This window comes from Marinimicrobium sp. C6131 (assembly GCF_026153455.1).
Classification (GTDB): domain Bacteria; phylum Pseudomonadota; class Gammaproteobacteria; order Pseudomonadales; family Cellvibrionaceae; genus Marinimicrobium.
In genome coordinates this window covers 1,057,407-1,078,943 of the sequence record NZ_CP110629.1, presented here as the reverse complement: position 1 = coordinate 1,078,943, position 21,537 = coordinate 1,057,407, and the positions used below count along the sequence as shown (strand labels likewise).

17 protein-coding genes and 1 pseudogene are annotated in these 21,537 nt (G+C 56.3%); 6 read left to right on the top strand and 12 right to left on the bottom strand.

Going from position 1 to position 21,537, the window contains the following annotated elements; translation table 11 throughout:
• Nucleotides 1-145: 145 nt before the first annotated feature.
• From rfbA to OOT55_RS04510, 5 genes are all read right to left on the bottom strand, one after another.
• A complete protein-coding gene (gene rfbA / locus OOT55_RS04530; protein WP_265367953.1) occupies nucleotides 146-1,015 on the bottom strand; it encodes a glucose-1-phosphate thymidylyltransferase RfbA in 870 nt (289 codons plus the stop codon).
• Entirely contained in the window at nucleotides 1,012-1,893 is an 882-nt protein-coding gene (rfbD, locus tag OOT55_RS04525) for a dTDP-4-dehydrorhamnose reductase (RefSeq protein WP_265367952.1), read from the bottom strand. Before rfbD ends, rfbA begins: the two co-directional genes overlap by 4 nt.
• 98 nt (nucleotides 1,894-1,991) lie before the next feature.
• Nucleotides 1,992-3,059: a dTDP-glucose 4,6-dehydratase gene (gene rfbB / locus OOT55_RS04520; RefSeq protein WP_265367951.1), complete on the bottom strand. Its 1,068-nt coding sequence runs from the start codon at nucleotides 3,057-3,059 to the stop codon at nucleotides 1,992-1,994.
• On the bottom strand, nucleotides 3,052-3,411 hold the full coding sequence (locus OOT55_RS04515) for a hypothetical protein (RefSeq protein ID WP_265367950.1): 360 nt from the start codon (nucleotides 3,409-3,411) through the stop codon (nucleotides 3,052-3,054). Before OOT55_RS04515 ends, rfbB begins: the two co-directional genes overlap by 8 nt.
• Nucleotides 3,412-3,436: 25 nt before the next feature.
• Complete coding sequence (locus OOT55_RS04510) at nucleotides 3,437-5,500, bottom strand: hypothetical protein (RefSeq protein ID WP_265367949.1); 2,064 nt, start codon at nucleotides 5,498-5,500, stop codon at nucleotides 3,437-3,439.
• Nucleotides 5,501-5,896: 396 nt separating this feature from the next.
• Here OOT55_RS04510 and OOT55_RS04505 point away from each other — a divergent pair, with 396 nt between their 5' ends.
• Complete coding sequence (locus tag OOT55_RS04505) at nucleotides 5,897-6,340, top strand: hypothetical protein (RefSeq protein WP_265367948.1); 444 nt, start codon at nucleotides 5,897-5,899, stop codon at nucleotides 6,338-6,340.
• Between the two features lie 122 nt (nucleotides 6,341-6,462).
• Here OOT55_RS04505 and OOT55_RS04500 read toward each other — a convergent pair whose 3' ends face one another.
• On the bottom strand, nucleotides 6,463-6,921 hold the full coding sequence (locus OOT55_RS04500; RefSeq protein WP_265367947.1) for a hypothetical protein: 459 nt from the start codon (nucleotides 6,919-6,921) through the stop codon (nucleotides 6,463-6,465).
• Between the two features lie 175 nt (nucleotides 6,922-7,096).
• On the bottom strand, nucleotides 7,097-10,399 hold the full coding sequence (locus tag OOT55_RS04495; protein ID WP_265367946.1) for a hypothetical protein: 3,303 nt from the start codon (nucleotides 10,397-10,399) through the stop codon (nucleotides 7,097-7,099).
• A 218-nt stretch (nucleotides 10,400-10,617) separates the two neighbouring features.
• On the opposite strand from OOT55_RS04495, the gene OOT55_RS04490 reads away from it, so the two are divergent.
• Together OOT55_RS04490 and OOT55_RS04485 are read left to right on the top strand one after the other, a co-directional pair.
• Nucleotides 10,618-11,541 carry a DUF4351 domain-containing protein gene (locus OOT55_RS04490; protein WP_265367945.1) on the top strand — a complete coding sequence of 308 codons (924 nt, stop codon included), beginning with the start codon at nucleotides 10,618-10,620 and terminating at the stop codon, nucleotides 11,539-11,541.
• 254 nt (nucleotides 11,542-11,795) lie between these two features.
• The gene (locus OOT55_RS04485) at nucleotides 11,796-12,434 is read left to right on the top strand and encodes a hypothetical protein (protein WP_265367944.1); all 639 of its coding nucleotides are present in this window, start codon (nucleotides 11,796-11,798) and stop codon (nucleotides 12,432-12,434) included.
• 79 nt (nucleotides 12,435-12,513) lie between these two features.
• Here the strand turns inward: OOT55_RS04485 and OOT55_RS04480 are convergent, their stop codons facing one another.
• Together OOT55_RS04480 and OOT55_RS04475 are read right to left on the bottom strand one after the other, a co-directional pair.
• Nucleotides 12,514-13,236 (bottom strand): transposase, encoded by a 723-nt coding sequence (locus tag OOT55_RS04480; RefSeq protein WP_265367943.1) that lies wholly within the window; start codon nucleotides 13,234-13,236, stop codon nucleotides 12,514-12,516.
• A gap of 42 nt (nucleotides 13,237-13,278) precedes the next feature.
• Entirely contained in the window at nucleotides 13,279-14,685 is a 1,407-nt protein-coding gene (locus OOT55_RS04475; RefSeq protein WP_265367942.1) for an MBL fold metallo-hydrolase RNA specificity domain-containing protein, read from the bottom strand.
• Nucleotides 14,686-15,205: 520 nt separating this feature from the next.
• Between OOT55_RS04475 and OOT55_RS17825 the strand changes: the two are divergent.
• The 3 genes and pseudogenes from OOT55_RS17825 to cysN all read left to right on the top strand — a co-directional run.
• Nucleotides 15,206-15,388: pseudogene (locus OOT55_RS17825) on the top strand (helix-turn-helix domain-containing protein); the annotation flags it as partial.
• A gap of 264 nt (nucleotides 15,389-15,652) precedes the next feature.
• Nucleotides 15,653-17,149: a sulfate adenylyltransferase subunit CysD gene (cysD, locus tag OOT55_RS17765; protein WP_416140994.1), complete on the top strand. Its 1,497-nt coding sequence runs from the start codon at nucleotides 15,653-15,655 to the stop codon at nucleotides 17,147-17,149.
• Between the two features lie 294 nt (nucleotides 17,150-17,443).
• On the top strand, nucleotides 17,444-19,348 hold the full coding sequence (gene cysN, locus OOT55_RS04465; protein WP_265367941.1) for a sulfate adenylyltransferase subunit CysN: 1,905 nt from the start codon (nucleotides 17,444-17,446) through the stop codon (nucleotides 19,346-19,348).
• Between the two features lie 145 nt (nucleotides 19,349-19,493).
• On the opposite strand, the gene OOT55_RS04460 is transcribed toward cysN, so the two are convergent.
• The 3 genes from OOT55_RS04460 to rfaH all read right to left on the bottom strand — a co-directional run bounded on the left by OOT55_RS04460 (nucleotide 19,494) and on the right by rfaH (nucleotide 21,536).
• Nucleotides 19,494-20,420, bottom strand: a complete 927-nt coding sequence (locus tag OOT55_RS04460) for an SPFH domain-containing protein (RefSeq protein ID WP_265367940.1) — start codon at nucleotides 20,418-20,420, stop codon at nucleotides 19,494-19,496.
• Between the two features lie 69 nt (nucleotides 20,421-20,489).
• Complete coding sequence (locus OOT55_RS04455; RefSeq protein WP_265367939.1) at nucleotides 20,490-20,939, bottom strand: NfeD family protein; 450 nt, start codon at nucleotides 20,937-20,939, stop codon at nucleotides 20,490-20,492.
• 105 nt (nucleotides 20,940-21,044) lie between these two features.
• Nucleotides 21,045-21,536, bottom strand: a complete 492-nt coding sequence (gene rfaH, locus OOT55_RS04450; protein ID WP_265367938.1) for a transcription/translation regulatory transformer protein RfaH — start codon at nucleotides 21,534-21,536, stop codon at nucleotides 21,045-21,047.
• Nucleotide 21,537 lies beyond the last annotated feature (1 nt).

Sequence of the window (21,537 nt, the reverse complement as noted above, 5' to 3'; positions counted from 1 at the left end):
TTTAGTGATACTTTCAATTTAACTCACCTTGTGTTTAATGCTCACTCCAATGAGGAGAGGCATAACAGAGCAAGCCATTTCAACTGCACAACCTAGAACTAAAGTGATCGCTGTCAACCCAAAACTATAACTTTAACTAAGCTGCCTATCCATGAGACACAAGTCCAAGCAAATACCTTCCATACTGGGTTTTATCAAGCTGATTGCCCTGCTCCTGTAACTGCAAGTCAGTAATCCAGTCGTTTTGCCATCCAATTTCTTGCAAACAGGCTACTTTTAAACCTTGCCTATGCTCAATTGTTTGCACGTACTGGGAAGCCTCTAGCAAACTATCGTGTGTCCCGGTATCCAGCCAGGCAAATCCTCGTCCCAGGCGCTCGACACTCAAGTCGCCACGTTCTAGGTAAGCGTTGTTGATGGAGGTGATTTCCAACTCACCTCGTTCAGAGGGCTGTACGGATTTGGCAATCTCAACCACGTCATTGTCGTAGAAGTAAAGGCCCGTTACTGCGTAGCTGGACTTGGGTTCTTTGGGCTTTTCTTCGATGCTGATGGCTTTTCCGTCGTCATCAAATTCCACGACGCCAAAGCGTTCCGGATCTTTTACCCAGTAGCCAAATACCGTAGCGCCCTTCTCTTTTTTAGCCGCACGCTTCAGTTGGTCGCTAAAGTGCTGACCGTGAAAGATATTGTCGCCCAGCACCAGGCAGACGCTGTCGTCGCCAATAAACTCTTCACCGATAATGAAGGCCTGGGCCAGGCCTTCGGGCTTTGGCTGCACCTTGTAGGTAAAGTTGACACCGAATTGCTCGCCATTGCCCAGCAGCTTTTCGTACTGAGGCATATCGTCCGGCGTGCTGATAATCAGAATATCCCGGATACCGGCCAGCATCAGTACGGAGATGGGGTAGTACACCATCGGCTTGTCATAAATGGGTAGAAGTTGTTTTGAAACGCCCATGGTGATGGGGTGTAAACGGGTGCCGGAACCTCCGGCCAGTACTATGCCTTTCATGTTGTCTCCCGATCGATAGATTCTTCAAGGGTTTGTTCTAATTGGCTTTCCCATTGAGGTAGCGTTATCCCGAGCGCAGTTTCGAGCTTGGTCAGTGCTAACCTGGAATTCAGCGGCCGTTTAGCCGGGGTTGGGTAATCAGCGGTGGGAATGGCGTGTACCGATTCAGGCTCAATGGCCAATGGCTGGCCCATAGCGCGATAGAGATTGAAAATGGCCTTGGCAAACCCTTGCCAACTGGTTTCACCTCTGGGTGCCAGGTGGTACGTGCCCGCAGGAATACCCCGCAGGTAGGCCAGCAGGGATACCTGGGCAATGAGCCGCGCCGGTGTGGGAGCGCCGATCTGGTCCGCCACCACCTTGAGTTCGGTTTTATCCTTGCCCAGGCGGAGCATGGTTCTCATGAAGTTATGACCACGGGCGCTGTAAACCCAACTGGTGCGAAATATCCAATGCTGACAACCGCTGGCGGTGACGGCTTCGTCTCCCTCCAGCTTGGTTCTGCCGTACACACTCAAGGGGCCTGTGGGTGCGCTCTCATCGAAGGGCTGATCGCTCTGCCCCGGGTACACATAGTCGGATGAGTAGTGGATCAGGCTGGCATTGGCTTGTTTGGCGTAATCCGCCAACTGCTGTGGTAACCCGCCATTCAAACGGCTGGCAAGCTCTTGCTCGCTTTCGGCTTTGTCGACGGCGGTGTAAGCGGCGGCGTTCAGGATCAAGTGTGGTTTGTGTTCGCTCAGGTAGTCCGCTACGGCCTGTTTGTTCACAAGGTCGAGCTGGTCTCGGGTTGGCGCGACTATATCGCCCAGCGGGGCGAACACGCGTTTTAGTTCGAAGCCGACCTGGCCGGTTTGGCCTAGGAGGAGGATTTTCATAGTGGTGGTGCCATTTTGGTGTTTGGTGTCAGCGAACCCATGTGGGGTTTTGGTGGATGACGGGCTTTGCCCTTATTCACCCTACGTAGACTGCGGTGCTAGGCACCTACTCCGAGGCGTTCGCCGCGGTAGGTGCCGTCTTGGACTTTTTGCCACCAAGGTTTGTTGTCCAGGTACCATTGGACGGTTTTGCGCAGGCCGGTTTCGAAGGTTTCTTCCGGTGTCCAGCCCAGTTCTTTCTGGATTTTGCTGGCGTCAATGGCGTAGCGGTGGTCGTGACCCGGGCGGTCGGTAACGAAGGTGATCAGGTCCCGGTAGTTGGCGTCCTGCGGTACCAGCTCCTGGAGCAGGTCGCAGATGGTCTGCACGACTTCCAGGTTGGCTTTTTCGTTGTGGCCGCCGATGTTGTAGGTTTCTCCCAGCTCACCCTTCTGGGCAACCAGAATCAGGGCCCGCGCGTGGTCTTCCACGTAGAGCCAGTCCCGGATCTGCTGCCCGTCGCCGTACACCGGCAGCGGCTTGCCCGCCAGAGCGTTGAGAATCATCAGCGGGATGAGCTTTTCCGGGAAATGGTATGGCCCGTAATTGTTGCTGCAGTTGGTGATGACCACCGGCAGGCCGAAGGTGCGGCCCCAGGCGCGGACGAGGTGGTCCGAGCTGGCCTTGCTGGCACTGTAGGGGCTGCTGGGGGCGTAGGAAGTGGTTTCGGTAAACAGGTCGTCCGTACCTTCCAGGTCGCCATAGACTTCGTCGGTGGAGATATGATGGAAGCGGAAGCCTTCCGCCTTGGCGGCATCGCTCGCTTTCAGGCTGCTCCAGTATTTACGGGCCGCTTCCAGCAGCGTGTAAGTGCCGACGATGTTGGTCTGGATAAAGTCCGCCGGGCCGTCGATGGAGCGGTCTACATGGCTTTCGGCGGCCAGGTGCATAATGATGTCCGGCTGTGTGTCCGCCAGTATGCGGTCCATCTGTTCGGCATTGGTGATGTCCGCCTGCACAAACTGGTAGCGTGGGTTGTCGGCCACGCTGGTCAGCGAGTCCAGATTACCGGCGTAGGTGAGCTTGTCCAGGTTGATGACCGTGTGCTCGCTGTTATTGATCAGCTCGCGTACCACGGCGGAGCCAATAAAGCCGGCGCCGCCGGTGACCAGTATGGTTTTACTCATGTTTACTGTTTTCCTCTTTCTTGCTCGCTTCTGACGATTCGTCTTCCAGCAGCAGTTCCTGAATCAGTTCAATTTGGGCTTCGGCTTTGCCGAGTTCTTCTTCCAGTATTTGTTGCCGGGCCTGAATGTCGTTGTTGGTGTCATTCAGCTGCCGGTTTTTGATTTTGAGCTCGCTGATTTCCTGATTTTTGGCATCCAGTATTCTGTTTTTGGCTTGCAGCTCTTTTTTCAGCTCTTCTACCTGGGTCGCCAGGTCGCCCGATTTGGGGCTGGGCGACGATTGGTCCGGCAGCCCATTCGACGGGGAGCCGGACGAGTCGAAGTCTAGGTTTAAAGGTTTATCCAGCGGCATTTTGGCTCCTGCATCCTTTCATGGTTTAGGGGTTAATGGTCAGGCGCTGCGCGGTGGGCGCGCCAAACTCAACGGCGGGTTGGTACTCGAGGCCGCGAGTGTTGAGCAGTGCCTGCCATTGATCGATCAGCTCTGCGTGCTTGTCCACATCGTTTACCACAACATCCAGGGTATGTGCCGACAGGTATTGAAGCAGTTGCGGTAAAGCGGCGAACCGATCCGGCTGTTGTTCTTCCGCGCTCTCGTTGAGCAGGACAAAGATTCTGGCCTGGCGATTTTCAAACAGATTGGCCAGTTGCTGCAAACGGTTTGCACAGTCGTAGTACAGGTATTCCGTGCCCTGATGCTGGTAGGGCACCAGAGGGGCAAAATGAAGATTGACTACCGGCGCCAAGCCGCTTTGCTTCAGCGTGCTCTGCAGGTGATTGAACCGGGCACGACTGTGCTCAAAGCAGACGATGCGCTTGGGGAGATCTTCATCGCTGGGGTCGATATAGTGAGCTACATCGGTATTGGCGGCTGTCTTGCTCACGCTCTCCTGGGGGCGACTGCGTAGTGTGTGCGCCAGAAAGGAGGTGGTGACGCCACTGCCCATTTCGATAATGACGTCGTACGGTTGGGATTTCAGTTGGCGCGATAGCTGAAGCGCCACGGTGGAAGGCAGTCGTTTGCCCTGCTCTTCCAGGCCAATCATCTGCGAGCCGTACTGTTGCTGGAGCTGGATACCGGCTTCCAGCTCTTTGGCGGTGGTTTTGGCAGTCACGCTGACGTGACGACCCAACGCATTGGCGGCTTGTTCAAGCTGCAGGCTTTGCTGCTCAAACAGATACTCCATGCGTTGCAGCAGTTTATCGGACTGCTGCTGTGCGGCGTGCTGGGCCTTGAGCTGCTGTTCCAGGGCCTGGACTCTGTTGGCCAAGTCTGTGGCCTTCTGTTCGGCGGTTGCCTGAGCCTTTTGGGCACGATCGAGCTGCTCTTTTTGGGTGTTGATGGTTTTTTCGTGCTGCTGGAGGCGCTCGGTGAGTTCGGCTTGTTTGCTGCCGGCCTCTTTCAGCTTTTGCTCTTGCTGTTTTGCTTGGTTGGTGCGTTCTTCCAGCTCGGCGGTGAGGCCTTTGATGCGCTCTTCTTTTTGCTTCAGCTCGCCTTCGAGCTTTTTGGTATTGTCATTCGCCTGGGACAGCCGGTCTTCCTGCGATTTAATTGTCGAGTCCCGCGCAGCCAGTTCTTCCTTAAGGCCTTTTAGTTCGTTGTCCTTGGCAGAGAGCTGTCGTTGCGTAGTCTCGATACGCTGCTTGTACTCTCCATTACTCCTTTCTGCCTGAGATAACCGCTCCTCCTGCGATTTAATTTTCGATTCGCGAGCAGCTAACTCTTCCGCAAGCCCACTGAGCTCATTTTCTTTAGCCGAGAGCTCTTGCTGGACAGCTTCGATTTGAGCCTGTTTTTCATTTAGAGCCGCTTCCAGCGCTTTGATCTTATGGGCGCGGGCATCAAACATCAGGTGCCACTGGGGCCAATCGAGGTTCGAGCGGTCTTCTTCCGCCACTTCAAAGCCGCTTCCCTTAAGGACATCAAGCACGGCAGGCGCCGCACTGCCCGAGGTGTAGTGCGGCTTGTCAGAGGAGGTAACCGCCAACTGGCTGATACGCCCCAGCAGGTTCTCCGCCGCCAGGGCCTCAACAATCGACTGCTCGGCTCCCGGCACCTGAATCACCAGCAGGTTGGATTCTTCAGCCGGGAGCGTATCCGCAACCAGCGCAGCGGGGTGACGGACCTCTACAGAGTGCTGGACAATGCTTCTCAGCCCCGGGAACAGCTTGTAGAGCCCGTCGGGCTTGTACAGGCTGGCCGCTTCAGGAATATTGTATTCAGTCAGCAAGTGTCGCTGAGGGTCGTCGGATACAGCGACCTCAAGGACCTCAATGCGCGCATCGTCCGCCGTCCGCCGACGCAGGTTTTCGGCCAACTTGGGGTTTGGCTCGACCAGCAGGATTCGTTTGGCGTTGGTGTTCAGGTATTCGGGCAATTCATCGGCGTTGCCGGCACCCATATGGAGGATGGTGCTCAGGTTATGAGGGAACTTGGGCATAAATAGCGATTATCCGGGTATTCGTCACGGGCTGAGTAGGCGGGAGCTACTCGGTTGAATTCAACGTTTTGCGGAAATTTCCAGGCATTTTCACGCAATTTAACGACTTTTCGCCAAAACTACCCTGTAGCGGCCGGTTTATTTACAAGATTTTACAGTTTTGAGCCCGGATACGCTACCGCCCTACCTTGTCATGACGGCATCACCAGAGGGTTGAATTGAGTGCCCATCCCGGGCGCATTGTTCACAGGATGAACGGATGGTAGAGACCGGACAGTCATTTTGCAATAATTGGAGATAATTTATGTTCCGGTATCGCTGCCCCGTCAGACGGCTGTGGGTACATGTGTTAACGTATCGGTCATTGTATAAATGCACCAAAAAGGAGATTTTCAAATGAACAGGTACGTAAAAACCGTGTTTCTTTCCTCCCTGTTAATGGCGGGATGTGGTTCCGACGAATCTGAAAGCGATGATCCCACACCAGGCGATGCCGATGACTTCTCCTCCCAAATCAAAGAGGCGTCAGGAAGCAATGCGACGGACTGTGGCACAGTGTATAGAGGCGACTCTGAGGACCGGAATGAGGAGGAAATTGAGGCCGCACAGAATTGCGCCCTTGATGCGTACTTGGACTACCAGCCCTTTTTCGTAATATTCCGCCAAGACGGCTTGAACGAAGCCGACTACAGTGGGTACGCGTACGATGGTTACAGCCTGTATTCGGGCACTCTTTACTACGAGGACGGCACGCCGCCAGGCCAGATATCGGTGACTGAGTGCGCGATGGTCAACATAAACGACTATGGATTTCAGTTAGAGTGTGTCCGCTCTCAATAGGCAGGGAAAGCGTAGCGGCAAACGATACCCCTCCTGTGCCAGAACTGGAAATCTATTAGCTGGTTATTTTTTATAGCAAGTAACTATATCTCGCTGCTTATCAGGCGGCTCGATTCACATTGTCACTCACACGACTTTATGTACCTATCGTCCGGACTTAGCGTGAAGTCCACACCGAGGCGAGAGAAAGGTGAGTCAGCGGAATACTCTTGATCAAAAATATTCCTCAGATCAATCCGTTTTGATTCGTGTCCTTCCAGGGTGCCAATAGGGGAAAAATATCGACAACAGAGTGGGCTAATATGGAAAAACAGCGACTGAATTCTCAGCTTACTGCCCTTTCCAACAAAATAAACGTCCGCAATTTTCTCCAGTGAGGTTCCGCTTTCAAGCCAACTTAAATGCCCCTCCAGCGTCTCATCCGGACTTTCGATATAAGTCGCCAAATAATAATCGGCATTATTATTGTCGTAGAAGTTTGATGAGGGGATGTACTCATAAATGAACAGGTTGCTCTCCGTGCAATAAGTCCTTCCTATCAACTGGTCTTGAGCAGGCTCGGAGTCACTTAAATCAGTCACCTTCCCACACGATGATAAAAGAAGCAGAGAAAGTATAAAAATCAGTCTTGTCATGATGGTCAGGCTTTTAAAGTTTATTTGTTCAAGCCACTGTTCATAGTAGCCTGGTTCCCGGCAAGGTGAGTCGGGCTTGGGGCGGCACCGCATGGGTGCCGCCCCAAGCGAGCCAAGGTGTTTACTTCAACGAAAATACCCCGCGGCTCGTGATGACCATTTTGGTGCAATCGGCCAGGTTGTCTCCCAGGCAGGCCAGGCCGTTCTTATCCGTCCAGCCCGGCAAGATGGGCGATCGGGTGAAGATTCGGCCCGACTTCGGGTCGATTTGAATGATATGGGTATCCCGCCAGTTGCCCGCGCCCTGCCCTTGCTGGTAGGCCACGAGGCTATCGGACGTTTGTGTGGGGAGCTCAAACACGCCATCTATCGGTGTTTCCGTGGTGAACTGCGCCACCACGTTCAGGCTGCTGTCGATGACCCAGAACTCGGTCTGCCGGATGGTATTCCATACGATAAGCTCCGGAATACCATCGCCGGTTACATCCTGTTGTGCGTGGCCCATGTCTAGTGGTTCGGTATCGAATGTGAGGGTGCCGGTGCGCTGCACGTTATTGTCGCGGTACTCGTAGATGTCCAGCCGGGGCTTCCGCCCACTGGACTGAAACTCCCAAGGTACAAACAATGCTGGATTGGTGCCAGCAAACGTCGCCACAAACGGCCCCTCCTCCTCAAAGGTGCGCTCAGGCAGCGAGTCGTCCACCAACTCAAACGCATAGGTATCGCTATTTAGCCTATACAGTCCAGCGTCGCTGATTCCGTAGGCCTCCACTCGTCCATCACCATCCAGGTCGCCTGACCCGAGCGCAGTGGCAACCGCTTCCGCGCTGAAAATGCTTACTCCCAATACCGGGTCTATCACACTGTAGCTGGGTGGCCAATGGACGTATAGCCAGAAATCCCGGGATTCGTCCGCCGCACTGATGCTGACAACGTCATCCAGGCTGTAAGGCGTGGGCAATTCGGGAAATCGTTGATGCCCGGTCCATTCCAGGTCAGCCGTGAGTGTGCTCAGGGTCATTTCGCTTTGCGGTTCGCCCTGCTCGTTCAGCCACTGGCGAACGCCGATCACATCGATACTGTTGGGGCCGCTACGAATCGTGCGCAGGCCATTCACACCGTCGAGCTCCAATGAGTAATGCTGAAAGCCGGACTCGTAGTGAACCGGATCATCAAGCAGGCTGAATTCGAATAGCTGTCCATCGTCGGCACTGCCCATCATGGCGGCGGAGTGCTCAGTAAATTGGCTCAGGCTTTCAAGCCGGTTCTGAGCCGTGTGTTCGCCCCGCTCCGGGTAAGTGATCTTCCGGCTCAACTCGAACACCGTGCCAGCGCGTTTGAGCAGGTAGAGTTGATCGGATCTGTAGGGGGCCAGGACGAGCTCGTCCCCCGGTTCGTCATCCAGATTGACGAACCGGGTTTCAAACCCGTATTCACCGTCCAGCTCAGGGACATTGAGGGTATAAGTCTGTAGCAAGGTCTCTGAGTCGTCACTGTAGTGTTCGACGGTGAACTGCTCGACGGCACCCGTTAACGGGAGCCGGAGAATATCATCGGCGCCGTCGCCATCGATATCGCCGTAGAGCACCGGCGTGTCGGGAAACAGCTCGGCAACCCTTTGCTCGGCGATGCTGGAGTCCCGGGGCACTTCGGCAATCAGACTGAAGTCCTCGCCAGACAGGGCGACATATTTTTCCGGGTACAGCAGCACTATATCCATCTGGCCGTCTGCGTTGTAGTCGATGACGGTTTTATCACTCAGGAAGTCGGTCGAGAAAGCTCTGGTTTCCAGGTGGCGGTATCGTGTGGCCCCCTCGTGCACTTCGATGATGGCGAAGGTATCGTTGTAATCGACCAGTTGTTCCGGATTACCGTCATTGTTGATGTCCTGCCATCCGCGCGAGAGGTCATTGGGAGCACCGCCGCGGTTGGTGGCGGCGATCTCCAGTGCCCGGTTGGGGTAGTTGATGGTGAACTCCTGTACCACGGAGCGCTCGTTACTCACTTCAATACCGATGTATACACTGCCGCCTTTGGTCTGAAACAGGCGCTCCGGGATTCCGGTCACGAGGCCGGATGAGCTGACCTCAACGCCCGGTGGTCCATAGGCAATGGCATAGCTGAGCGGACCTGCTTCGGAGGCGTTGTTCACTTCGACTTGCAGCGACAGTGATTCAGAGTCGTCCTCGGACTCCAGCGCCACAACCTTCTCTGCCTGGGGTAGCGGACCGGCGACAGTTACCGTGAAAGGCCGAACAACCTCATTGAATCCGTCACTGACCACGAGCTCCAGCTCGTGTGTGCCTCTGCAGGCGTCCCGAAGTTCAACTACCGGCGCACTTTTTGGCAATGCATCCTTGCAGCCGTCCGGTTTGCTCAGGTGGCGCCAGGAATAGGTGACGAAGTCATCATCCGCATCGCGAAAGTCGGAGGCGTCCAGGATCATCGTATGGCCTGGCTCGACCAATTCCGGCGTGTCCACCTGCCCTTGAGGCGCCTGGTTGTCACGATAGGGCCAAAGGAACAGGTCGTCGAGCGGTGCGGAGGTTTCAAGGGCTGACACCGCAAATTCTGCCTCAATGGCGGGGGATGACAGTGAAAACTCCAGGATGGAGGCGGTGTAAGCGCGATAAAACGCCATATCGAGGCTGGTGTTCCCGGCGCCGTCCAGCCTGGTCTGCGACGTCCGGCCCGGCTCGGCGGTTATCTCTACATAACCCCAGTGGCTGTGGTAAATGGGGCCGGTCAGCGTACCGTCCAGGCTCTCGAGGTCCCGGGCGTGGTAGGTGGCGTCCAGTGCGGAATTACGGATTGTCAGGTAATCCACCAACAGGCGGCGCTCCGGTGTTGTGGTGATTTGGCCGTAGTAATTGAAGCGCTCTCCCTCCACCTCAAGGGTGAGGTCCCGATAGGTGGCGATGGCATGGGTGGGCCACCCTTCGGCATCGATAAATACCTCCGAGATGACCTGGCCATGGGCCTTTCCGTGGTCGCGGCTCTCACACTGATCGAGTGTTATCACCTGGACAATCCGGTCATCCCGTTCGTGCTGGGCGTGATCCAGGCTGCCGCTGATGCACTGGAAATCCGAGGGGCCGGTGTAGGGGTAATCCAGTATTCCGGGCTTATCGATATAAAACTGCGTGGTACCGGCTTCGAATATGGGATCCAGAAGCTGGTAGACCGCTTCAACGAAGTAGAAGCTGTTCTGCCGTGTCAGCGAAGCCTGTTCTGTGATGCCGTCATAGCGCGGTTCAGGGAAGACGGGCCGATAGGACTGGATTTCCGGTATGTCGTCAAGCGTGTCCAAGAGGCCGCCGGAGGGGTTTCCGGAGTTCTCTCCGGCACCCCCTCCTCCGCCACCACAGGCTGCCAGGGCAATTGTCAGGGCCGGGATGATGAGGGTCGTTTTGACGGCGTCCATGATGGAACTCCTGTAGCGGTAACGGATTCCTGCCGCCCTGTGGCTCCTGAGGCGGTTTTATTATGTTGAATATGGTGATGATACGCGGTTTGTGCTTGGGGGATCAAAGGGGTCGATCAAAGGGGTCAGAGTCGTTTGATGGCGCTCTATACAGCGTTGACAACCCGTCACCTACACAATACTGTCTGGATATACAGCTTAAAAGCCAGGGAGTGCTCATGCCTGCCAGCCACGACCAAAATTTCAAAAACCTGATACTGGACTACCCTCGACAAGCTCTGGAGCTGTTCGCGCCGGAGGAGCATGCGGCATTGGGACCGGGCGTTAAAATTGTGCCCATACGGCAGGAACAGCTCAAAGAACGGCTTGGTGACCGGTTTCGGGAGCTGGATGTGCCACTGCTGGTCGAATGGCCGGACGGGAAGCGAGAAGCACTTCTGTTTGTGCTGGAAGAGGAGTCGAACGCTGGCCGATTTTCCATCGGGCGTCTTGCGCATTACTGCCTGGATCTGGCAGAGCTGTATGATACGGATAGAGTGGTGCCCGTGGTCATTTTTCTGAATAAGGCTGGCCACATTCCTGAGCGGTTGCGGCTGGGAAGCGATCAGCACACTTATCTGGACTTCAGGTACGTCAAATGTGAGTTAAGTGCCCTGCCCTATGAGCTCTGGCAGAATAGCGACAACATTGTGGCCCGATTGAACTTGCCTAATATGTGCTGGCCTAAGGCATTAAAGGTTGAAATATATGCCAAAGCCATTCAGGGGCTGCTGTCTTTGGAGCCAGACTGGAACCGACGCCGCAAGTACGTGGACTTTGTCGACATTTATACTGACCTGACGGATAATGAACGTCAGCACTATGAGCGAGAATATCAGCGGGAGAGTGATGAAATGGCCGGTTTTGCAGAGCGCTTTACCAGTATCGGGCTTGAGAAAGGTCGACAGGAAGGTCTTGAAAAAGGTCGGGAAGAAGGTCGTCGCCAAGAGGCTGTCAATATGCTAACCCGATTCCTCACTAAACGCTTCGGGACTCTGGACGAGGTGACTCAGGAGCGGGTGAATAACGCCTCCGTCGAGCAAATCGAAGCCTGGAGTGACCGTGTGTTGGATGCCGAGACGCTAGCCGAGGTGTTTGAATAGCAGGTTCATTTGTCGTATCCGGTTCTCAATTACTCGGTTTCACGAGTAGGCGTTCACGCCCCCTGCAGTTCCACTGCTTGCCCTCCCCGGGCTCGTCGTGTTCATGGTGATTCAGGCGGCTTACGTCTGCGGCCTGAGCAGACCAGCGAGCCGGCTGGCACACAGTTTCCGAACAAAACCTTACACAGTCCTACATTTTCCTTGGCTACGCTACCCGTGTACCTGTGTTCACTCACTACTATAGGGAAATGCCCATGACTCGTACATTACTGCTCGCCATCAGCCTGTCCCTGGTCGCCTGCTCCGGCGATGACCAACCTTCACCGGAGAACCCTCGACAAACGCTTTCAATTCCGGAAACCACCTTCTCCGGGGAGTACTCGGCCGAGGATTTCGATCTCGCCCAACCCGTGGACTATTGGGAGATTCGTCTGGGTGCGATTCCCGGGCTGGGGAGCGATGAATTTGAGCGGTTGATGACCTTTGATGAGTCAACCTATGAGGCTCTGGATGATACTCAGAAAGCCATTCTTGAGGAGACCACGGTTCTTGATACCGGTTTTGGTGCTCAGTGTCGCCCCATGTACTGCCCGGTTTATGCGGTGTCTTTAACCGGTTTTGACGCGACCGTTATTGATTCCGACGCGCTGTTACTGGAATTTTTTGGCGACATTGATACCGAGGCGGAGCTGTTTGTGTATTTGACTCACACTCCAAACTTAAGCGTACTGACGCCGCTGGCCTTTGAGGCGAACGACGAGGGTTATATCGTTCATGTGGCGTGGGACTCGCAGTGTCTGGTACGCGGAGAGAATCTGATTCAGGTCTCGCCCGACGGGACGATCGAGACGCTGGAAGAGTTGAGCCAGGAGGAAACGGAGATCTGTGTGTAGGTTTCCGGTCTGGGGGAAGTTGTCGGCTTTGGGGATCAAAGGGGTCAGAGTCGTTTGATTATTTACTCTCAGGCCAGAATCAAACGACTCTGACCCCTTTGGTTTTCTTCCAGTCGGCTGATTTGCGGTCACCGCCCTTCGGCCGAGCTGCGGCGGGGCGCCCTGTTCGTCGCTCGAAGTCTCGTTTGAAACGTTCACTGCCCAATACCCAAGCTCGTTCGGTGGCTTCGGTTATTTTCTGAACATCGGATTTCGGCAATATTTCTTCGAACAGGGCCCGGTAAGCCTCTTGCCTCCTTTTCGGGTGAGCACCCAACGCTTCATAGCCCGGATGAGGCGTAATTCGGGCGTCTGTACGCCCCACAGCATTATGGGCGTAGCTCGACCAAGGGTATTCTGATGGGTGATCTACCATGCCTGCCCGCACGGGGTTGAGTTCTATATATCGGTACGCTGCAAGCAAGTAACTTTCGGAGTCGACCAAGGTTGATCGGTACCGCCCCTCCCACAACGTCCCGGTGCGTTCGTAGCTTTTGTTGAAGTACTGCACATATCGTCGCCCCAAAGCTTGCATCATTCGAGCGACACCAGACTCATCTGAGGGCGTGAGCAGCAGGTGAACGTGATTGCTCATCAAAACGTAAGCGTGTAGGGCCACCTGACACTGTTCGGCCGCTTCCCGCAAATACTTTAAATAGACCTTGTAGTCTTTTTCATCTGCGAAACAAGCGCTTCGGTTGTTGCCCCGTTGAATAACGTGTTGCGGGTACCCTGGCAAATAGGGACGTGGCCGTCTTGGCATGATTTCCTCCTTGTAAAATTCAAATGACTCTGACCCCTTTGATTAGTCGTTGGTGGGTAGAAGGATGTTGAAGTGGTGGTGACGGGATTCGCCCAGTGCCTGGTATTTTTCCTTTAGCGTTTCCCTTGCTTCCCGGTCGCCGTGGACCAAGCGGATGGTGCTGGGCCATTGCTTCATCCGTTTTACAAAATGCACCAGGTCATTCTGGTCTGCGTGGGCTGAGTAGCCGCCGATGGTGGTGACACCCGCCCGGATGGTGCGGCGCTCGCCGTCGAGTTCGACCCAGCCGTGGGTGGGGCCGTATTGCTGGATGGTGCGACCGGGGGTGCCGTGGGCCTGGTAGCCGACGAACAGGACCTGGTGGCGCTCATCTCCCAGCATGGCTTTGAGGTAGTTCACCACCCTGCCCCCGGCGGCCATGCCGCTCGCGGCCAGGACGATGGCCGGGCGGCCGGTTTTGGCGAGGTAGTCCACGGTCTGCAGGTGTTCTTCGTGGCTGTTGACGGTGTAGAGGTTGTCAAAACTCAACGGGTGACGACCGGCCTTGAGCCGCTTCTGGGCTTCGGCGTCCCAGAAGGGTTTTAGCTCTCGATACACCTGGGTGAATTTGGCGGCGAGGGGTGAGTCGACGATGATTTCCATTTTTTGCCAGGTTTCCCCTCCCCGGTAGATCAGGTCTTCCAGCTCATAGAGCAGCTCCTGGGTTCGGCCGATGCTGAAGGCCGGTATGATCACGGTGCCGTCGTTTTTCAGGGCGTGTTCAATGGCGGCTTTGAGCTTGAGGCGCCGATCCTTGCGGCTTTCGTGGATGCGATTGCCATAGGTGCTTTCGATGATCAGGGTGTCGGCTTTGTAGGGGGACCTGGGTGCCGGCAACAGCGGCGCGTAAGGCGCGCCCAGGTCCCCCGAGAAGACGGTGCGGTGGCTTTGCCCGGAGGGTTTGTCGAGCTGGTCGACTTCAACGTAGGCGGAGCCGAGGATGTGGCCAGCGCGCTGGAGTTTGATGCGGATTTTGCGTTGCTCGTCGTCCAGTATGGTGTGCCATTGCCGATATGGAAGCGGTTTGAGCTGTTGGTTGACGGTATCGAGGAATTGGTTGATCAGCCGCGCGTCCCGGGTGAAGCCGATTTTGAGGGCGTCTTCGATGACCAGCGGGAGCAGTTTGGCGGAGGGTTCCGAGCAGTAGATGGGGCCTTTGAATCCGGCGGCCATGAGGTATGGCAGGCGGCCGATGTGGTCGATATGGACGTGGGTGATGATGAGGGCGAAGACGGCGCTGAGGTCGAAGTGGATCTGGTGTTGTTCGAGGCTGTCGATGTGGTCGGCGTCCTGGCCCTGGAAGAGGCCGCAGTCTATGAGTACGGCGTGGTCTGGGCCGGCGATGTAGCGGTGGCAGCTGCCGGTGACGCCGTCGGCGCCGCCGTGGTGTTGGAATTTTGGGTAGTCCATTGGTGTTCTCAGTTTTTAGTAAGTCCCACCATATAAGACAAGGGCCAGCGCGGGGCGCTGGCCCTTGATGGTGACGGTCTGATGCCTGACGCGACGGACCGTGCGTTTGCTCGTCCTGAGCTGTGCAGGCGGGCTGCACTTCCTGATTCCCCTACCCTCTGAGCCGCTTCCTGTGACGTCATGTCAGTGCTCGTCCTGTTGGCGTCCTGCCTGAGGTTCCTTTGCCGTTCCTGGCGGGGCGTGTTTCCTTTCGCTTCCCTGTGATGTGTATTCTCCATGGGTCCGGTGGCGCGGGAAATAGGAGATTGTGGGTGGGTTTTGTAGGAGATTGACTACAAAGGTGGGGTTGTGTGATTTAGGTCACGTTTTTTGGGGCTTCCGAGAACCAAAGGGGTCAGAGTCGTTTGATACCAAGTAAATCAAACGACTCTGACCCCTTTGATTTTCAGGACACTAAATGTTTTACATTGGCGTGATTGTTGGGTAATCTGGGTGTTTTCTGATCACTGATGGTTGGGTTATGGGTGGTAAACGGCTTTCTCCGGAGGACTTGAACCGGCTGCGTAAGCAGGCGGTGCGGCTGCGGATTGAGCAGAAAACTTATAAGGAAATCAGTGAGTTGACGGGGTTAACTCGACCGACTATTACGGACGCTTACAAGCGGTTTGTGGCCGGGGGTTGGGCGGCGGTGGAGACGAAGGCTCGGGGGCGTAAAGGGCGTGAAGCGTCTGATCGTCCTGGATCCGAGCGTGCGGGAGAGGCTCAGTTGAACGTTGTAGACCCAGGGGTTTCGGAAGCCGAGAGCTCAGGAGCGGCAGATGCTGCAAGTCCTGCAACGGCGGATGCGCGCTTTGCGCTTATCCGCCCTACGCCGGGCAATGGGAGTGAACTCTGGAGTCTTCGGGCTGTAAGCGGGTTTCTGGAAGACCGGGGGATTGAGGTTACCGGGCGCAGTGCCGGGCGGTATATGGAGCGGTGGGGGTTGAGCGTCGCTGACGGGCCTTCCCGTGAGGTGCTGGATAAGGTGCTGGCCGAGCGTGCGGTGGAGGCCGGGCGGCGGAAGGTGTTGACCGGGGGGATTCGCTCGATTCGGGGCGACTATGACGGTAAGCCACTGCGCGGTTATCAACTCTATGCCCGGGACGGTCGCGGCCAGTTGTTGTGGTCCGCCCTCCCTACCCCGCCTCGTGCCGATGATATTGCGACGTTTCTCGATCGCCTGGAACAGACCCTGGGTACCGAGGCGGTGCTTGTGCTTCAATCGGTGGATTTGAGCCGGCACGAGCCATTGAAACCTTGGCTGACGGGCGAACGATCCGTTCAATTATTAACCACACCCCATTGGCCCGCCCAACCTGCAATGGACACGTCTAATCCCGAGGGTGCCGGGGAGAGTTCACAACCCCAGGATAGCGATTCTATCGGCTCAAGTCCCGTAGGGTGGCATAAGGCCGAAGGCCGTCATCCACCGACACCCACGTCGAAACAACATCCCCAGGCCGTCAAACAGTCACCGGTCGACGCCGACCATTCAGCATTGCAAACACCATCAAAGAGGAATCCTATGGCACTCACACATCTTCAGCGGCTGGAAGCCGAGAGCATTCAGATTATGCGCGAAGTGGTCGCGGAAACGGAGAATCCGGTGATGCTGTACTCCATCGGTAAGGACAGTGCCGTAATGCTGCACCTGGCGATGAAGGCCTTCGCGCCGTCCATTCCGCCCTTCCCTCTGCTGCACGTGGATACCACCTGGAAGTTTCAGGAGATGTATAAGTTCCGCGCGCGCATGGCGAAGGAAACCGGCATGAAGCTGATTGTCCACGTCAACGAAGAAGGCCGCGCGCAAGGCATCAACCCCTTTACTCATGGCTCGGCCATTCATACCGACATCATGAAAACCGAGGCGCTCAAGCAGGCGTTGACCAAGTACGGGTTCGACGCGGCATTTGGGGGCGCGCGCCGGGATGAGGAAAAGTCCCGCGCGAAGGAGCGGATTTTCTCGTTCCGCACCGCCAACCACCGGTGGGATCCGAAGAACCAGCGCCCGGAAATCTGGAAGCTGTACAACGCCAGAAAACACCCGAAAGAGTCCATTCGTGTGTTCCCGCTGTCGAACTGGACGGAGCTGGATATCTGGCAGTACATCCACCTGGAGCAGATTCCGATTGTGCCTCTGTATTATTCCGCCGAGCGCCCGGTGGTGGAGCGCGACGGTACGCTGATCATGGTGGACGATGACCGCATGCCGTTGAACCCGGGCGAGGTGCCGATGATGAAGAAGGTGCGCTTCCGGACCTTGGGTTGTTATCCGTTGACCGGCGCGGTGGAGTCCGAGGCGGATACGTTGCCGGACATTATTCAGGAGATGTTGTTGACCCGCACTTCCGAGCGTCAGGGGCGGATGATTGACCATGATTCTTCCGCGTCGATGGAGAAGAAGAAGCAGGAAGGGTATTTTTGAGCAATGTTTGGGTTGGGTTTTGGCGAGCCTGGTGTGACATCACGTCCGGTCCGGGAAGGGAAACCCCTTTCAAGACACGCCGTAAACCCGGTCCCCTTCGCGCTCCCGGCGCTTCGGGACACTTCCCACATCCATGTGGGGCGTCCATAGGGGCTCGCCTCGCGGACTCCCGCCGCTTACGGTCTTGAAAGGGGTTTCCCTTCCCGGACCTCAGCATCCAAATTTGCGTAGGGGTCGAGCGCAGCGATTAAACCCGCATCCGCCGATGCCAAAAGAGATTCACAGGACAAGATTATGAGCCACCAATCGAGTTTGATCGCGGAAGACATTAACGAATATCTGGAGCAGCACGAGCACAAGAGCCTGCTGCGTTTTATTACCTGCGGCAGTGTGGACGATGGCAAAAGTACGCTGATCGGGCGTCTGCTGTTTGAATCCAAGATGCTGTTTGAAGACCAGCTCGCCGCCGTGGAGGCGGACTCCGCCCGTTGGGGTACCCAAGGTGAGGAGCTGGACTTTGCCCTGCTGGTGGATGGCCTGGCCGCCGAGCGCGAGCAAGGTATCACCATCGATGTGGCCTACCGGTTTTTCTCCACCGACCGACGCAAGTTCATTGTTGCCGACACACCGGGGCATGAGCAGTACACCCGCAATATGGTGACCGGCGCGTCCACCGCCGATGCGGCGATTCTGATGGTCGATGCCCGCAAAGGCATTCTGACCCAGACCAAACGCCACAGTTACTTGGCGGCACTGATCGGCATTCGCCATGTGGTGGTCGCCGTCAACAAGATGGACCTGATGGATTACTCGGAAAGAACGTTTAATCGCATCGTTGAGGAATACCGTGAGTTCGCCAAGCAGATTGGTCTGGAAAATATCACTTTCATTCCGATGTCCGCGCTTCGGGGCGACAATATTATCGAACGCAGTGAGCGGATGCCCTGGTATCGGGGTACGACCCTGATGGGTTACCTCGAAACGGTGGAGGTGGATGATGAACTGATGCAGGCATCGCCCTTCCGCATGGCGGTGCAGTGGGTGAACCGGCCCAATCTGGATTTCCGGGGTTTTTCCGGACAGCTCGCCAGTGGGGTCATTCACCCGGGCGATAAAATACGCACCCTGCCCTCCGGTCGTGAGAGTTACGTGGAGCGCATTTACACGCTCGACGGTGATCTGGACGAGGCCGTGGCCGGGCAATCGGTAACTCTGACCCTGACCGATGAGATCGATATCTCCCGGGGCGATCTGCTCTGTGCGTCTGACACCCCCGCCTCCGTCGCCAATCAGTTCGAGGTGACCATCGTCTGGATGAATGACGACCCGATGTTGCCGGGCCGTACCTATCTGATGAAAATCGGCACCAAAACCGTATCGGCCACCATTACCGACATCAAGTATCAGGTGAATGTGAACACCCTGGAGCACACTGCGGCCAAGAACCTGGCGCTGAACGGCATCGGGGTGTGCACCATCAACCTGGACCAGGACATCGCCTTTGATGCCTACAAGGACAACCACGATACCGGTGGTTTCATTCTGATCGATCGCCTGAGCTATAACACCATGGGCGCGGGCATGATTCACTTCTCCCTGCGGCGCAGCCAGAACATTACCGTTCAGCATGTGGATGTGAACAAGCAGGCGCGTCAGCAACTGAAGAACCAGAAGCCCTGTGTGCTCTGGCTGACCGGTTTGTCCGGCGCGGGCAAGTCCACGATTGCCAACCTGGTGGAGAAGAAGCTGTATGCGCGCGGTCATCACACCTATCTGCTGGACGGCGATAACGTCCGTCACGGTCTGAACAAGGACCTGGGCTTTACCGATGCGGACCGGGTGGAGAACATCCGCCGCATTGCGGAGGTGGCCAAACTGATGGTGGATGCGGGGTTGATTGTGATTACCGCGTTCATTTCGCCCTTCCGCTCCGAGCGGGATATGGCCCGTCACTTGCTGGAGGCCAATGAGTTTGTGGAGGTGTATGTGAATACGCCGCTGGAGGTGGCCGAACAACGGGATGTGAAAGGCTTGTATCGCAAAGCGCGTAAGGGGGAGTTGAAGAACTTTACCGGGATTGATTCGCCTTATGAGCCGCCGGTGAATGCGGAGTGTGTGTTGAATACCACGGATATTTCCGCCGATGAGGCCGCCGAGCGGGTGATTCAGTTTATGGCGGATCGGGGGTATTTGGCGTAGTTGTGTTGGGCGGGCGGCGTACGGCATTGTCCGCGTAGGGCGGATAAGCGAAGCGCATCCGCCGTTACCGTGCGTCACGTGTATTTACGGCGGATGCGGCCTTCGGCCTTATCCGCCCTACGCAACCCTCCCAGCGGGACATCCATTATTTCTTGGCGGACTCCAATGTCCGGGTGATGGCGGCGACGGCGCCGCCGATGTCTGCGAATTCGGCGGGGAGAATCATGGTATTGTTTTCTTTCGCCAGCTTGCCGAACTCACGTACGTACTGTTCCGCAACTCTCAAGTTCACAGCATCTTTGCCGCCTTCCAGGTTGATGGCTTCGGCGACGCGGCGAATACCTTCCGCGGTGGCGGTGGCGATCATTTCAATTTCCCGCGCTTTACCTTCGGCTTCGTTGATCTGACGCAGCTTTTCGGCTTCGGACAGGTTGATGGTTTCCTGCTTCTGCCCTTCTGACACGTTGATTTTTGCCTGACGTTCGCCTTCGGATTCGGCGACGGTGGCGCGGCGTTCACGCTCGGCGCGCATCTGTTTTTCCAGCGCGTCGAGGATGGTGGCGGGCAGTTCGATGTCGGCAATTTCGTAGCGCATGACTTTCACGCCCCAGGGTTTGGCCGCTTCGTCCAGCGCCTGCACCACCTGGACGTTGATCGATTCCCGCTCTTCAAAGGTTTTGTCCAGATCGATTTTACCGACCACTGAACGCAGGGTGGTCTGCGCCAGTTGGATACCGGCGTAGCGGTAGTCGCTGATGCCGTAGCTGGCGAGTTTCGGGTCGATGACCTGCAGGTAGATGACGCCGTTGACGACGACCTGAATGTTGTCTTTGGTCACACAGGCCTGGCTGGGGACGTCGATGGCTTCTTCTTTCAGTGTGTGCTGGTAGGACACTTTGTCGACGAACGGAATCAGGATGTGGAAGCCGGCTTCGAGGGTTTTGGCGTATTTACCGAGGCGCTCGACGATGAAGGCGGATCGCTGTGGGACGATGCGTACGGTTTTGACGAGGGTGATGATGACCAGCGCGACGATGGCCAGCATGATGATTGTGGGGATATCAAGTTCCATTGGTGGTTCTCCGGGTTAAGGTAATGAATTATGCAGTTCCATCAGATTAAAGAGTCGCGTCACGCATGGTTACGGCTTATTCGCACTGACAACCAAAATAATGCCTTTGTGTTCGGTGACCCAGGCGGTGTCACCCATTTTCAGGGGATCGGGGGATTCGGCGTCCCATTTGGCGCCGTTGAGTTGTACGTTGCCGGTGCCGTCGGTGAAGTCGGTCAGGACTTTGACCCGGGAACCAATGACGCCCGCGTCGTCCATGTCCTTGGCGGAGCGGTCGGCTTCGGCGCCGCGTAGCCAGCGGTGGAAGTGTTTGCGCAGGGCGAACAGGGCCACGAGGCTGAACACGGCGAAGACGGCCAGTTGAGCGACCAGGGTGTCGATGATGCCCAGTAGTGTGAGCAGGCCGACCAGTAGCGCGCCAATGCCGAAGAAGGCGGCGATCAGCCCGGGGATAAACAGCTCGGAGAGCAGTAAGGCGATGCCCAGCAGTAGCCAGAATGCGTAGGTGGTAATCAGCATAGTAACGTCCGTGCGGTTGTTATTGGTTCAGGCGTCCATAGTACCATCCACCGCCGTGTGGGGCACCCGCCGAGCGATGTAAAACTCGGTGGTGGTGTGATCGGGTTACCGGATGGCGTCGATGGGGACTTCGATGTGTTGGGGTTGGTTGAGGAGGTTGAGCAGCAGGACGACGCGCTCCTCCCCTTTGGTGGCGTACACCACGGCTTCCAGCTCACGGAAGGCGCCTTTGGTGATCACCACCCGGTCCCCTGCCCTGAACAGCGGTTCCGGCTCGGCGCCGTTGAGCAGCGCGCAGTGTTGCCGCAACCCCTCGATGATGTCTTCGGGTACCGGCTTGGGAACGCCATTAAAGGTCACCACCTGGGCGACGCCGCGGGTGGAGCGGATGACGCCCCAGTTGCTCTCGTCGTCCAGGCGGATGAAGAGGTAATGCGGAAATAGCGGCTCGGTCACGAGCCGGTATTTGTCGCGGTGTTTACGCTTGACCCGGTGCGACGGGAGGAAGCACTCAAAGCCCTGGTTGGCGAGGTGCTCCTCGGCCCGAAACGCATGCCGTGGTTTGCATTGCACCAGATACCATTTGGGTTGGGTCATA

Bases quoted from the DNA above. Each gene is read 5' to 3' on its own strand.
- rfbA (WP_265367953.1), bottom strand. From the start codon at position 1,015: ATGAAAGGCATAGTACTGGCCGGAGGTTCCGGCACCCGTTTACACCCC.
- rfbD (WP_265367952.1), bottom strand. From the start codon at position 1,893: ATGAAAATCCTCCTCCTAGGCCAAACCGGCCAGGTCGGCTTCGAACTA.
- rfbB (WP_265367951.1), bottom strand. From the start codon at position 3,059: ATGAGTAAAACCATACTGGTCACCGGCGGCGCCGGCTTTATTGGCTCC.
- OOT55_RS04515 (WP_265367950.1), bottom strand. From the start codon at position 3,411: ATGCCGCTGGATAAACCTTTAAACCTAGACTTCGACTCGTCCGGCTCC.
- OOT55_RS04510 (WP_265367949.1), bottom strand. From the start codon at position 5,500: ATGCCCAAGTTCCCTCATAACCTGAGCACCATCCTCCATATGGGTGCC.
- OOT55_RS04505 (WP_265367948.1), top strand. From the start codon at position 5,897: ATGAACAGGTACGTAAAAACCGTGTTTCTTTCCTCCCTGTTAATGGCG.
- OOT55_RS04495 (WP_265367946.1), bottom strand. From the start codon at position 10,399: ATGGACGCCGTCAAAACGACCCTCATCATCCCGGCCCTGACAATTGCC.
- OOT55_RS04490 (WP_265367945.1), top strand. From the start codon at position 10,618: ATGCCTGCCAGCCACGACCAAAATTTCAAAAACCTGATACTGGACTAC.
- OOT55_RS04485 (WP_265367944.1), top strand. From the start codon at position 11,796: ATGACTCGTACATTACTGCTCGCCATCAGCCTGTCCCTGGTCGCCTGC.
- OOT55_RS04480 (WP_265367943.1), bottom strand. From the start codon at position 13,236: ATGCCAAGACGGCCACGTCCCTATTTGCCAGGGTACCCGCAACACGTT.
- OOT55_RS04475 (WP_265367942.1), bottom strand. From the start codon at position 14,685: ATGGACTACCCAAAATTCCAACACCACGGCGGCGCCGACGGCGTCACC.
- cysD (WP_416140994.1), top strand. From the start codon at position 15,653: ATGGAGCGGTGGGGGTTGAGCGTCGCTGACGGGCCTTCCCGTGAGGTG.
- cysN (WP_265367941.1), top strand. From the start codon at position 17,444: ATGAGCCACCAATCGAGTTTGATCGCGGAAGACATTAACGAATATCTG.
- OOT55_RS04460 (WP_265367940.1), bottom strand. From the start codon at position 20,420: ATGGAACTTGATATCCCCACAATCATCATGCTGGCCATCGTCGCGCTG.
- OOT55_RS04455 (WP_265367939.1), bottom strand. From the start codon at position 20,939: ATGCTGATTACCACCTACGCATTCTGGCTACTGCTGGGCATCGCCTTA.
- rfaH (WP_265367938.1), bottom strand. From the start codon at position 21,536: ATGACCCAACCCAAATGGTATCTGGTGCAATGCAAACCACGGCATGCG.